Annotated in this window: 12 protein-coding genes; 5 read left to right on the forward strand and 7 right to left on the reverse strand. The window is 69.8% G+C overall.

Going from position 1 to position 12,697, the window contains the following annotated elements; translation table 11 throughout:
* Positions 1 to 85: 85 nt before the first annotated feature.
* Together VFQ64_RS01330 and glmM are read right to left on the reverse strand one after the other, a co-directional pair.
* Positions 86 to 916: a thioesterase family protein gene (locus VFQ64_RS01330; protein ID WP_325101499.1), complete on the reverse strand. Its 831-nt coding sequence runs from the start codon at positions 914 to 916 to the stop codon at positions 86 to 88.
* A 74-nt stretch (positions 917 to 990) separates the two neighbouring features.
* Positions 991 to 2,340, reverse strand: a complete 1,350-nt coding sequence (gene glmM / locus VFQ64_RS01335; protein ID WP_325101500.1) for a phosphoglucosamine mutase — start codon at positions 2,338 to 2,340, stop codon at positions 991 to 993.
* Positions 2,341 to 2,412: 72 nt separating this feature from the next.
* Between glmM and VFQ64_RS01340 the strand changes: the two genes are divergently transcribed.
* Positions 2,413 to 3,669, forward strand: coding sequence for a dicarboxylate/amino acid:cation symporter (locus VFQ64_RS01340; protein ID WP_325101501.1), 1,257 nt, complete (start codon positions 2,413 to 2,415; stop codon positions 3,667 to 3,669).
* The gene (locus VFQ64_RS01345; protein ID WP_325101502.1) at positions 3,666 to 4,658 is read left to right on the forward strand and encodes an aldo/keto reductase; all 993 of its coding nucleotides are present in this window, start codon (positions 3,666 to 3,668) and stop codon (positions 4,656 to 4,658) included. The genes VFQ64_RS01340 and VFQ64_RS01345 overlap by 4 nt, the downstream gene beginning before the upstream one ends.
* Before the next feature lie 136 nt (positions 4,659 to 4,794).
* Here VFQ64_RS01345 and VFQ64_RS01350 read toward each other — a convergent pair whose 3' ends face one another.
* Both VFQ64_RS01350 and VFQ64_RS01355 read right to left on the reverse strand, forming a co-directional pair.
* Positions 4,795 to 5,484 carry an NnrU family protein gene (locus tag VFQ64_RS01350; protein WP_325101503.1) on the reverse strand — a complete coding sequence of 230 codons (690 nt, stop codon included), beginning with the start codon at positions 5,482 to 5,484 and terminating at the stop codon, positions 4,795 to 4,797.
* Positions 5,484 to 7,097: a peptide MFS transporter gene (locus tag VFQ64_RS01355; RefSeq protein ID WP_325101504.1), complete on the reverse strand. Its 1,614-nt coding sequence runs from the start codon at positions 7,095 to 7,097 to the stop codon at positions 5,484 to 5,486. The genes VFQ64_RS01350 and VFQ64_RS01355 overlap by 1 nt, the downstream gene beginning before the upstream one ends.
* Positions 7,098 to 7,430: 333 nt before the next feature.
* Between VFQ64_RS01355 and VFQ64_RS01360 the strand changes: the two genes are divergently transcribed.
* The gene (locus tag VFQ64_RS01360; RefSeq protein WP_325101505.1) at positions 7,431 to 8,021 is read left to right on the forward strand and encodes a nitroreductase; all 591 of its coding nucleotides are present in this window, start codon (positions 7,431 to 7,433) and stop codon (positions 8,019 to 8,021) included.
* A 26-nt stretch (positions 8,022 to 8,047) separates the two neighbouring features.
* On the forward strand, positions 8,048 to 8,404 hold the full coding sequence (locus tag VFQ64_RS01365; RefSeq protein ID WP_325101506.1) for a GntR family transcriptional regulator: 357 nt from the start codon (positions 8,048 to 8,050) through the stop codon (positions 8,402 to 8,404).
* Here the strand turns inward: VFQ64_RS01365 and VFQ64_RS01370 are convergent.
* The 3 genes from VFQ64_RS01370 to VFQ64_RS01380 all read right to left on the reverse strand — a co-directional run bounded on the left by VFQ64_RS01370 (position 8,401) and on the right by VFQ64_RS01380 (position 11,551).
* On the reverse strand, positions 8,401 to 9,219 hold the full coding sequence (locus VFQ64_RS01370; RefSeq protein WP_325101507.1) for an arylamine N-acetyltransferase family protein: 819 nt from the start codon (positions 9,217 to 9,219) through the stop codon (positions 8,401 to 8,403). The two genes, VFQ64_RS01365 and VFQ64_RS01370, sit on opposite strands and share 4 nt — an antisense overlap.
* A gap of 196 nt (positions 9,220 to 9,415) precedes the next feature.
* Positions 9,416 to 11,128 carry an acyl-CoA dehydrogenase gene (locus VFQ64_RS01375; protein WP_325101508.1) on the reverse strand — a complete coding sequence of 571 codons (1,713 nt, stop codon included), beginning with the start codon at positions 11,126 to 11,128 and terminating at the stop codon, positions 9,416 to 9,418.
* Between the two features lie 30 nt (positions 11,129 to 11,158).
* Positions 11,159 to 11,551, reverse strand: coding sequence for a hypothetical protein (locus VFQ64_RS01380; RefSeq protein WP_325101509.1), 393 nt, complete (start codon positions 11,549 to 11,551; stop codon positions 11,159 to 11,161).
* 76 nt (positions 11,552 to 11,627) lie between these two features.
* On the opposite strand from VFQ64_RS01380, the gene VFQ64_RS01385 reads away from it, so the two are divergent.
* Entirely contained in the window at positions 11,628 to 12,620 is a 993-nt protein-coding gene (locus tag VFQ64_RS01385; RefSeq protein ID WP_325101510.1) for an L-threonylcarbamoyladenylate synthase, read from the forward strand.
* The last annotated feature ends 77 nt before the right edge of the window (positions 12,621 to 12,697 follow it).

Below are 12,697 nucleotides of genomic sequence, written 5' to 3' on the forward strand. Positions count from 1 at the left end.
TCGATCAAGGAAGACGGCTCGCCCGTCCGTTACCCTTCCGCTCAGCGGCTTGTTGTCCAGCTCCAATCGAAGTCGCGGATGAGCATCATGCCGATTTCGCGCGGGGTATCGTCACCAGACAATGCCCACCGCCGGTCGCGACGGCCCGGCCGTCCTCGCTCCACAGGCGTACCCGGCCACTGATTGTACCGTGACCCGAGACGTCGGCATCGGCGTCGGACAGCAGCCATTCGCCGGCTGGTGGTCCGCCATGGAAATGTGCCCAGACGTCGAGGGAGGGGGCCAGATAGCCGCCCTGGGCGGAATGTCGATGCCAGTGGGCCGGCCAAATGCCGATATCGATAAGTAGAAGGTGGCGCATGGCCTCTACGAAGGGGTCGGCGGTCGGCGCCCAATCACGAAATCGCATCCAGCGGTGCTGATGCGGTTCGGCGGCGGGCGGGTCGGCGGCAAGGCGGAAGTTGGCTGGCCGACCCTCCAGATTGCGCCAGAAGGCGATCTGATCGACGCCGCGCTCTGCCATCAGTTCGTCTTGGCCTCGCAAAGAGGAGGGTGGCGGCACCGACGGCATGGCAGGCATAAGCGATAGCGAAGGATTATCGCGCGAGCTTGTCCACACCTGCGCCAGGAAAATCGTTCGCTCCGCCTGCGAGAGCGCGACCGAGTACAACGCCGTGCTTCCTGCCTTGACCGTCTCAACCTGGACGTGAAGCCGCCCCGGCCTTGCGACGCTGACAAATTGGCCAGTCAACGTTATGGGGCGTTGACCGAGTTGTGCGTGAGTCCGCACCGCGCTTAGCGCAATGCCGGCGACATAGCCGCCGGCTGGTCCCCAAATGTCCCAGGCAGGATCAAGCCTGGCCTCGAGGCCGTTCATACCAGCCTCGACCAGCGTCGCCTCGACCAACCCCGCCACCGCCGCGCTCCCCAGCTCCGCCTGGCAGCTTAGGACGGCACGATTAGTCGTACAACTCGCGTCTCGCCGGGGATCTACACCGCCGCCCTAACCGCGTCGCAAATCCGGTCCACCACCGCTTCCACCTGCGCCGCATCGTCCCCTTCGGCCATCACCCGGATCACCGGCTCCGTCCCCGAGGGACGGATCACCAGCCGGCCCCGCCCCGCCAGCTCCGCCTCGGCCTGAGCGATGCAGTCCCGCACCGCCGCCATCTCCAGCGGCTTGCCCCCGGCAAAGCGCACGTTCTTCAAGAGCTGCGGCAGCGGATCGAACTGGTGCAACACCTCGCTCGCGGGCGCGCCGGCGCGCTTCAGCTCGGCGAGAATCTGCAGCGCCGCGACCAGGCCGTCGCCGGTGGTGCCGTGGTCGGACAGGATGATGTGCCCCGACTGCTCGCCGCCGACATTGTACCCGTCCGCGCGCATCGCCTCGAGCACATGGCGGTCGCCGACCTTGGTGCGGATCAGCCCCAGGCCTTGCGCGGCCATGTGCCGCTCCAGCCCCAGGTTGGACATGACCGTCGCCACCAGCCCGCCACCGCGCAGCCTGCCGGCGCGGGCATAGCCGCCTGCGATCGTCGCCATCAGCTGGTCGCCGTCGATCACGCGGCCGGTCTCGTCGACGACGATCAGCCGGTCAGCGTCACCATCGAGCGCGATGCCCAGGTGCGCGCCGCTCGCCACCACCGTTTCCGCGCACGCGGTCGGGGCGGTGGAGCCGACATGATCGTTGATGTTGGTGCCGTTGGGCGTGACGCCCATCGCGATCACGTCCGCGCCCAGCTCCCACAGCGCTGACGGTGCGACCTTGTACGCAGCACCATTGGCGCAATCGAGCACGACGCGCAGACCATCGAGGCGCAGGTCCTCGGGAAAGGTCGCCTTGGCGAAGTGGATGTAGCGCCCCTGCGCGTCGTCGATGCGCCGCGCGCGCCCGATCTCCGCCGATGCCGCGAGCGGCACCCCTCCGTTCTCTATGCCGTCGATCAACGCCTCGATCGCCATCTCCGCCTCGTCCGACAGCTTGTAGCCGTCGGGCCCGAACAGCTTGATGCCGTTGTCGGCGAAGGGATTGTGGCTGGCGGAGATCATCACGCCGAGGTCGGCGCGCATCGACTGGGTCAGCATCGCCACCGCCGGCGTCGGCATCGGCCCCACCATCACCACGTCCATGCCGACGCTGGTGAAGCCCGCGACCAGCGCCGATTCGAGCATGTAGCCGCTCAGTCGCGTGTCCTTGCCGATCACCACCCGGTGCTTGTGATCGCCGCGCAGGAACCAGCTGCCCGCGGCCATGCCGACCTTCATCGCCATCTCGGCGGTCATCGGGCTGGCGTTGGTGGCGCCGCGGATGCCGTCGGTGCCGAAATATTTTCTTGCCATTCCGTGCGCCTATCGTTCCGCTATGCATACCCGTCCACCGGCCGATAGCGCGGCCGCAACCGAAGAGCGAGCATGTCGCAGGCTACCCGCATTCTCCTCTCGCTCCTGCTGGGCCTGATCGCCGGCATCGCCGTCGCGGCGTTTGCGCCGGGCGCGGTCGATCCCACCGCGTCGGTCGCCGAGCCGATCGGCAACGCCTGGCTGGCCGGGCTGCAGATGACGGTCATCCCGCTGGTGACGGCACTGCTCATCACCGGCGTTGCGCAGACGGCGGAAGCCGCGAGCGCGGGCAAGGTCGCGGCGCGCGGCATTGCGCTGTTCATCACCGGCGTCTTCGTCACCGGCGCGATCGCGGCGCTGGCGACGCCATTGATCCTCGACCTGTTCCCGGTGCCCGCGGAAGCCGCCGCCGCGCTGCGCGGCGCGCTCAGCGGCGCGACGCCGGTCGAGCCGCCGCCGCCGCTGTCGCAGTTCTTCACCACGCTGGTGCCGACCAACGTGGTCGCGGCGGCGGCGAACAACGCGCTGCTGTCGCTGATCGTCTTCACGCTCGCCTTCGCCTTCGCGATCACGCGGCTGGAACCCGACGCGCGGGACCGACTGGTCGGCTTCTTCGCCGCGATCCGCGACGCGTCGCTGGTGCTCGTCGGGTGGGTGCTGGTGCTGGCCCCCATCGGCGTCTTCGCGCTCGCCTATGGCGTCGGCGCACGAGCAGGCGTCGCGGCGTTGGGCGCGTTCGTGCACTACATCCTCGTCGTCGCGGCGGTCGGCGTCGTCGTGATCCTGCTCGCCTATGTCCTGGCGGCGGTGGGCGCGCGGATGTCGCCGCTGCGCTTCGGCCGCGCCATCCTACCGGCGCAGGCGGTGGCGGCGAGCACCCAGTCCTCGCTCGCGACGCTGCCGGCGATGATCGAGGCGGTGCGCGCGCTCGGCATCCGGACGGACGTGTCGGGCGTGACGCTGCCGATCGGCGTCGCCATGTTCCGCGCGACGCAGCCCGCGATGAACGTCGCGATCGCGGTCTATATCGCCTATTGGTTCGCGGTCCCGATCGAGCCCGCCAACCTTGCGGCGGCGGTCGCCGTGGCGGCTTTGGTGTCGCTCGGCAGCGTCAGCCTGCCGGCTCAGCTCACCTTCTTCGCCTCGGTCGCGCCGCCGTGCGTGGCGCTCGGCGTCCCACTGGCGCCGCTGGGCCTGCTGATCGCGGTGGAGACGATCCCCGACATCTTTCGCACGCTGGGCAACGTGTCGATGAACCTCGCAGCGACAGCCACGCTGGCGCGGCGCAACGGCGGCATCGAGCAAGCCCCCTTGGAGACTCCATCATGATGAAGCGCTGGCTGGGACAACGGTTCGAGGTTTCCGCGATCGGCATCGGCTGCATGCCGATGATCGCGGGCGGCAACATCAGCTACGGCGCGGCGGACGAGAGCGAGTCGATCGCGACCATCCACGAGGCGATCGAGCGCGGCTGCACGTTCTTCGATACCGCCGAAATGTACGGGCCTTTCACCAACGAGGAACTGGTCGGCCGCGCGATCAGGGGCAAGCGCACAGGCCTGGTAATCGCGACCAAATTCGCGATGCGCTGGAACGGCAACGCCATGGCCGGGCTGGACGGCTCGCCCGCCAATGCCCGGCGTGCGGTGGAGGGCTCGCTCCAGCGGCTCGGCATCGACGCAATCGACCTGTTCTACCAGCACCGGGTCGACCCCAACGTGCCGATCGAGGAGACCGTCGGCGGCATGGCGCGCCTGGTCGAGGAGGGGAAGATCCGCCACATCGGCCTGTCCGAGGCCGGCCCCGAGACACTCCGCCGCGCCGTGGCGACGCACCCGATCGCGGCGCTGCAGAGCGAGTATTCGCTGTGGGAGCGCGACGTCGAGGACGAGATCCTGGGCATTTGTCAGGCCCACGACATCGGCTTCGTCCCCTATTCGCCGCTCGGCCGCGGCTTTCTGGCGGGCGGCATCCGCAGCCTCGACGATCTCGGCCCCCACGACTGGCGGCGGCAGGACCCGCGCTATTCGGCCGAGAACCTACCGGCGAACCTCGCCATCGTCGACGCGGTCGGGACCGTGGCGGCGCGGCATGGCGTCTCCAACGCGCAGGTCGCGCTCGCGTGGCTGCTCGCGCAGGGCCCGAACATCGTGCCGATCCCCGGCGTCAAGCGCCGCGAGACGATGCGCGACTCACTCGAAGCCTACAAGGTGGCGCTGACGGAGCAGGATCTCGCCGACCTCGATGCGGCGGCGCCAAGGGGCGGAACGGCAGGGCCGCGTTACGGCGAGCGGGGCATGAAGATGGTACGGCTGTAGGCTCCGCGCCGACAAGAGGACACCGTCACCCTGAACTCGTTTCAGGGTCCATGCGCGATGGGTTCAACAAAGACCGCCGCGGGTAGATCAGGCCGTCGCGCATGGATACTGAAACAAGTTCAGCATGACCGGGAGGTCAGAGCCATCGCCAGATGCCCGCCGGCCACCCGGCCAGCGGCAGGTGCGCCCAGCTCGCGAGCAGCCAGATCACCACCCCGCCGGCGAGGTCGTGCGGGCGAAAACCGCCGAAACGCGCGCGGCCGGCGGCGATCGCGGCGAACGGCCAATAGCTCGTCTTCGCCTGCCATCGCGGCCAGGTCTGAGGCTCCAGCCGCGCCTTCTTGCGGTCCTGCATCGCGGCGCCGACCAGCGCCAGCACCAGGATCGCTCCGGTCAGCACCGCGTTCGCCGTGACCGGATAGACCGCGAGGTGAACCACCGCCCACAGCGCGAACGCCCACATCATCGGATGCCGCGTGATCGCGAACACGCCACGCGCCTCGGCCGGCATTGCAATCGGCTTGCCCCCGCTCGGCAGCGCGGGGTTGCCGAGCAGCGAGCCGATCAGCAACACGCTCGCCAGCAGCATGGCCGCCGTTGCGACCGCCCAGAGCAGGTCGCCCGGCGCCCACCACAAGGGCTCCATCGGCGCGGCGCGATAGGCCCAGATCAGCCCGCTCAGCGTCACCAACGACACCAGCGAGTACACGCCCAGGAACCCGCGCTCGCCCAGCGTCCGCACCATCGGCGCGCGCGCCGGGTGCGACATGACGAAGTGGGTGCCGACGAACGCCACCGCCCAGGTCAGGACGGCGGCGACACCCATCAGCGGGTTTCGCGCTCGACGTGCACGCCCGCCGCCTTGGGCTCCGCCAGCTGTGACTGACCGGCGAGTTCGTCGTCGTCGCGCAGGCTGTCCACATGCATCAGCTTCTTCACCAGCGGCGAGATCGCCAGCACCGCAACGCCGATACCGATCGTGATCCAACCGATCTGCTGGTAGACGCCGAGCAGTGCGTCGCGCGTCATCTCGCCGTCATGCCCCCCGGTCGCGGCGCCGATCACGCCCGCCAGGAAGTTGCCGCCCGCAGTCGCGAAGAACCAGGCGCCCATGATCAGCGACGCCATCGTCGCGGGCGCCAGCCGGTTCATCGCGCTCAAGCCGACGGGCGACAGGCAGAGCTCGGCGGTGGTCTGGAAGAAATAGATCGCGAAGATGAAGAACACCGGCACCAGCACGTTCGGCCCGACGCCGTTCGCGCCCCACACCAGCACCAGGTTGGCGAAACCGACCTGTGCCAGCGCGAGCCCGAACTTGGCGGGCGTCGACGGCTCCAGCCCGCGCCGGCCCAGCCATACCCACAGCCCGGCGAAGATCGGGCCGAGCAGGATGATGTAGATCGGGTTGATCGACTGGAACAGCGACGCGGGTACGCCCTGCCTGTCGACGAAACGGTCGGTGAACAGGTTGAGGCTGCCGCCCGCCTGCTCGAACAGCGCCCAGAACAGCGGCTGCAGGGCGAGCAGGAACAGGATCGCGAAGATGCGATCGCGCGCCTCGCGATCGAGCTTGAATGCCTGCAACAGCACATAGCCGAGCAGGGCCGCGCCCATCAGCAGCAGGATCCAGCCGTAGAAGCCCTGATATTGGATCAGCAGCCAGATGCCGGCGACCGCGGCCAGGCCGACGCCGTAGATGCTCCATTCGGTGTTCTTGGCGAGCGGCCGCGGCGCCTCCCCCCGGCCGAGCAGCAGCGGCCGGCCGATGATGAACACGACCAGCCCGAGCAGCATGCCCAGCCCGGCGGCGCCAAAGCCGTAGGACCAGCCATAGGTCTCGCCCAGATAGCCGGCGAAGATCGTGCCGATCGCGGCACCGACGTTGATGCCCATGTAGAAGATCGTGTAGGCACCGTCGCGGCGGACATCGGTGCGCGGATAGAGCTGGCCGACGATGACGGAGATGTTGGCCTTCAGGAAGCCCGAGCCGACGATGATGAAGGCGAGCGCCAGCCAGAAGATGTTGATGGTGCCGTCATTCTGCCCGCCCGTCCCCTCGAAGGCCATCAGCACATGGCCGAAGGTGAGCAGCACCGCGCCGAACTGCACCGCGCGTCGCTGGCCCAGATAGCGGTCGGCCAGCCAGCCGCCGAGCACCGGCGTGATGTACACGAGGCTGGTGTAGGCGCCGTAGATCAGGTTCGACTTGCCGTCGGAGAACAGCCAATGCTTGGTCAGGTACAGGATCAGCAGCGCGCGCATGCCGTAATAGGAGAACCGCTCCCACATCTCGGCGAAGAACAGGACGTACAGGCCGCGCGGGTGCCCTGCGAACTCGGGCTCCTTGCGGGTCGCGATATAGGCGCCGCCGAGCAGGAACCCGCCCAGCACCAGCGCCGCGATCGCCGCGATCCAATCAGCCTCGGTCCACGAAGTCATACGCGCTACACCCCTAACCTGCCCGGGCCGCGCCCAAGTCGTTGATGGTGCACCCTAACGCGAACGGCGGGGGAGTAAATCCTCCTGCGGCTCGCCTTCCTTCCTTGCAGCCTCGCCCTGCCCTGCCGCACCGCCGTGCATCCATCTGCTCATCCATCCACCCCGGCGCAGGCGGGGGTCCAGTTGCGGGCTGCTCGAAGATCGAAGGTCCGCCCTCGCCAACTGTGTGCGTCCCAACTGGACTCCCGCCTGCGCGGGGGTGGATAGCTTGTCGCGGGGGCAACGCGCCTTCCCTGGGGTGGTAAGCCCCGCCGTCTTCGCTAAACCGCGCCCATGTTCAACGACCGCTCCTCCTACCTCAAAGCACTCGCCACCCGCCGCTCGGGCAAGCCGCGCGATCTCGGCGCGCCTGGTCCGAGCGACGCCGAGCTGCACCAGATGCTCAGCATCGCCGCGCGAACACCGGACCATGGCAAGCTCGCGCCCTGGCGCTTCGTCACGATCGCCGCCGACCAGCGCCGCGACTTCGCCGACCTGCTCGCGCGCGCCTACACCCAAGCCAATCCGCAAGCCGCGGCGCACGACATCGACTCCGCCCGCGCCTTTGCTTTTCAGGCCCCGGCGCTGGTCGTCATCCTCTCCGCCCCCGTGCCCGGCCACAAGGTGCCGGTGTGGGAGCAGGAACTGTCGGCCGGCGCGGTCACCATGAACCTGCTCCATGCCGCGCATGCGCTGGGCTTTGCCGCCGGCTGGCTGACCGGCTGGGCCGCCTTTTCCGACACGGTGCGCGCGGCGTTCGGGCCGGACGGCACACGCATCGCCGGCTTCGTCTTCATCGGCACGCCGCAGCGCCCGCTGGAGGAGCGTCCGCGTCCCGATCTGGCAACCTTGGTCACCGCTTGGCGCGGAGAAGGACTCGACTAGCACGTTCGTTGCTGTATTAAGGCAGCATGACAGCTCTGAACGGTGAGGACTCCCCCGTCTATCTGCGCCTGCGCGGCACGATCGCGGCGGGCATCCTCCGCGGCGACTTTGTCGCGGGCGACCAGCTTCCCTCGGTCCGCGCGCTCGCGGCGGAGCACGGCGCCAATCCGCTGACCGTCGCCAAGGCCTATCAGAGCTTCCAGGACGACGGCTATGTCGAGGTGCGGCGCGGCGTCGGCATGTTCGTCCTTGCCGGTGCAGCGGAGCGCCTGCGCGTCGCCGAGCGCGACCATTTCGTGACCAGTCAGTGGCCGCGCATCCGCGACTATATCGAACTGCTGGGGCTGGACACGGGCGAGTTGCTGGACGTCGAGCGGGCCTAGAACAGCCCCAACCCCGCGACCTCTTCCTTGGTCAGGTCGATCCCGAACATCAGGCTCAGCCGCATCCGGTACACGCGCGGATCGGTGATCTCGCCCGCATTCTCCTGGGCGCCGGCGCGACGGCGATAGCTACGGTCGGTCAGCGTGGCAAAGCCGTGCGGCAGGGGGATGCTGACCACGGTCTTCTGCGTGAAGCGGCTGTCGGGCGACGTGCAGGCCCAGGCATTACCGGCCGCCAGCGCGTCGTCGTCCACTGCGTCGAGCGTGAAGCTGTACTGCTTCTGCCACCCCGGTTCGGTGCCACGGCCGTCGGTGGTCGCCGCCGGGCCGTCGCGTGACAGCAGCCAGCCGAGCGTCGCGGCCGCCGTCAGCCGCAGCCGTGCGCCATCCGGCGCGGTCGCCTCCGCGCCATCGGTCAGCGGCATGGGCGGCGTATAGCTGCCGCCGAACCCGGCATCCGCCAGCCAGGGCTGCCCCTCGATCGTCACCAGCGTCACCGCATGGTTGAGCGGCGGCGCGTCGCGGGCGTTGAGCCATACCCGCGCCAGCAGCGGCCGCGCGTCGAAGCCCAGCGCCGCCAGCGCGTCGCCGAACAGCCGGTTGTGCTCGAAGCAGAAACCGCCCCGCTTCGCCGTCACCAGCTTGGCGAACACCGACGCGGAGTCGATCGCCACGCCGCGGCCGAGCGCCACGTCGAGATTCTCGAACGGGATGGACAGCCGGTGCGCGCGCTGCAGCCGCTGCAGGCCCGCCGCGTCCAGCGTGACCCGGGCGGGCAGGTGGATGCGGCGGAGGTAGGTTTCGAGGTCGAACATGAGGGGCAGATAGGGAGAGTAGGAAGTAGGGAGTAGGGCTCTCCCGCTCGCCGTGTCCACCCTCCCCGGCGGAAGCCGGGGCCCAGTCGGCCGCGCCGGCATCAAAGCCCAGCGTTCGTCGGATAACCGCATCTGGGCCCCGGCTTCCGCCGGGGAAGGCTGTCAGGAGTCAGGGAGGATACCTACTCCCTACTCCCTACCCCGCAAACGCCTCCGCCTCGACCGCGTACAGCACCTCCGCGCTCGCCGACGCCGCGGCGCGCAGGCCGAGTGCCTCCGGCACGATCTGGTCGAGATAGAAGCGCACCGTCGCCCGCTTCATCCGCCCGAAATCGTCGTCGCCCGCCGCCCGGCCTTCGCGCTCCAGCAGCCAGCCGCACACCGCCACCGACAGCATCGTCAGGAAAGGATAGCTCGCCGCCAGCCGGTCGTCATGCCCCGCCTCCGCCAGCCGCTGGCCGATGACGTCGCAGGTCTCGACCAGCGTCAGCAGTTCGTCATGCGCCACTTCGGCGCGCATGTCGGCGATCAGGCCTGCGAACGCCGCGCCACCCTCCAGCCCGAGCTTGCGCCCGACCAGGTCGGCCGCCTGGATGCCGTTGGTGCCCTCATAGATCGGGGTGATCCGCGCATCGCGGAAGAACTGCGCGGCGCCCGTCTCCTCGACATAGCCCATGCCGCCATGGACCTGGATGCCCAGGCTCGCGACCTCGTTGCCGAGATCGGTGCCATGCGCCTTGGCCAGCGGCGTCACCAGCTCCAGCCGGTTCTTCGCGCCCTCCACGCCCAAAGTCGCGCGATCGACCTGCCCGGCCGCATAATAGACCAGCGCCCGCGCCGCCTGCGCCTGCGCCTTCATCCGCATCAGCATCCGCCGCACGTCGGGATGCTCGACGATCCGCACCGCCTCGCGGTTGGCACTGCCCGCGCGGGCCGACTGGACCCGATCCAGGGCATACGCCACTGCCGCCTGGGTCGCGCCTTCGGCCACCTGCACCCCCTGCAGCCCGACATTGAGCCGCGCGTTGTTCATCATCGTGAACATGGCGCGCATACCGCCGCCGACCGGGCCGATCAGCTCGCCGACGCAATCGTCCGCGTCGCCGAACGACAGGACGCAGGTCGGTGAGGCGTGCAGCCCCATCTTGTGCTCGATCGAAACCACGCGGACGTCGTTGAACGCGCCCGGCGCGGCGCTGGCGTCGAGCCGGTATTTGGGCACCAGGAACAGGCTGATGCCGCGCGTCCCCGCCGGCGCGTCCGGGGTGCGCGCGAGCACCAGGTGGACGATGTTGGGCGCCAGGTCGTGGTCGCCGAACGAGATGTAGATCTTGGTGCCCTTGATGCTCCACGTCCCGTCGCCGCGCGGGGTGGCGACCGTCCTGAGCGCGCCGACGTCGGAGCCCGCCTGCGGCTCGGTCAGGTTCATCGTCCCCGTCCACTCGCCGGTCGCGAGCTTCGGCAGGTATAGTGCCTGCTGCTCGGGCGTACCGTGATGCGCCAGCGCCTCGATCGCGCCCACCGTCAGCGTCGGGCACAGCGCAAAGCCCATGTTCGCGGCGCCCAGCGTCTCGAGCACCGCCGTTTGGATCGCGAAGGGCAGCCCCTGCCCGCCCCATTCCTCCGCGACGCCGATCGTGCCCCAGCCGCCCTCGACATAATCCTTGTAGGCCTGCGCATAGCCGGCGGGCATGGTCACGCCGTTCGGCGACCATTTCGCGCCGACCGTGTCGCCGATCCGGTTGAGCGGCGCCCATTCGCCGGCTGCGATCTGGCCGACGCCGTCGAGCACCGCGTCGATCACGTCGGGACTCGCGGCGGCGAACCGCGGTGTGGCGGCGAGCTCGGGCAGGCGCACGACATGCTCGAGCACGAAGCGCTGCTCGGCGGTGGGCGGGGTGAAGGGCACTGGCGGTCTCCGAAGGGGCGGAGAGCGCCCTTACTGGAGGACCGGCAGCTGCGCCACGCCGGCGTTCGCTTGCGGCTGCGGCGCGGGCTGCGACGGCGGCTGGGCTTGGGGCTGCGATGGGGACGAGGAAGCGCCCGCCGGTTGCGGCGGCGTCGGATCGAGCATCGGTGCCGGGTCGAGCATCGGCTGGCCCGGCACCGGCGCGGCTTGCCCGGCCACCGGCGGGGTCGGCGCAGGCTCCGCTGGGGCGGGCTCCGCGACGGGCGCGGGTGGTGGCGGCGGCGTCAGCGGCTGCGCCGCGACCGGCGCCGGCGGGAGCGGCGCGTCGATCGCTGGCGAGATCATCCAGAAGGTGCCGATTGCCACGACGCCGGTGAATACGGGAACGCCGAGGGCCATCATCATCAGGGTGGATCGCTTCATGGGGAGGACGGTAGTGCGGCACGCTCAACAAAAGGTTGAGAGTGACGGCGCGCGCACCGGCTCGCTATGGACGGCCATGCCCCTGATCCTGCCCTTCAGCGACGAAGCGGTCGCGAAAGCCGCCGCGCTGATCGCGGCGGGCGGGATCGTCGCGGTGCCGACCGAGACGGTCTACGGCCTCGCCGCCGACGCCCGTGATCCGCTGGCGGTGGCGCGCATCTATGCCGCGAAGGGGCGGCCGAGCTTCAACCCGCTGATCGTGCATGTGCCCGATGTGGCAAGCGCGCGGACGCTGGCGGTGTTCGATGCGGACGCAGAGGCACTGGCGGCGGCGTTCTGGCCCGGACCGCTGACGCTGGTGCTGCCGGTGCGCGCCGAGGCGGGGCTGGCGCCTGCAGTGACAGCCGGGCTGGCAACCGTCGCGATCCGGGTGCCCGCCCACCGCGCGATGCAGGCGCTGCTGAGGGCGAGCGGCCGACCCCTGGCCGCCCCCTCGGCCAACCGCAGCGGCGGCATCAGCCCCACCCGGGCGGAGCACGTCGCCGCCAGCCTGGGCGACGCGGTGCCGCTGATCCTCGACGACGGCGCGTGCCCGACCGGCGTGGAGTCGACCATCGTGGCCGGCCGCGCGATGCTGCGTCCTGGGCCGATTACAGCTGGAATGATTGACGCGGTCATAACCACCCTCCCCCGCGAAAGCCGGGGCCCAGACGCGGAACTCCGACCCAAGCCAGCGGCTGAGTCACTGGCTCGGCCGACTGGGGCTCGGCTCTCGCCGGAGGGGGTGACTGCGCCGGGGCAACTCGACAGCCATTACGCGCCAGCCAAGCCGCTCCGGCTGAACGCAGCCCGCGCAGGACGCGACGAATGGCTGATCGGCTTTGGCCCGATCGCCGGCGACGACACGCTATCCGCGCAGGGCGACCTGGTGGAAGCTGCCGCCAACCTCTTCGCCGCCCTCCACCGCGCCGACGCCAGCGACCGCCGAGGTATCGCGATCGCCCCGATGCCGACGCACGGCATCGGCGAGGCGATAGCCGACCGGCTGAAACGCGCCGCACACCCTTGATCCTCGCCGTTTACGGGGAGGTGGCGGCCGGCTTGCCGGCTGACGGAGGGGCTCGCCGCCGGTGTCGTCCTTGCTCC

It is taken from the genome of Sphingomonas sp. (assembly GCF_035714405.1).
Classification (GTDB): Bacteria; Pseudomonadota; Alphaproteobacteria; order Sphingomonadales; family Sphingomonadaceae; genus Sphingomonas.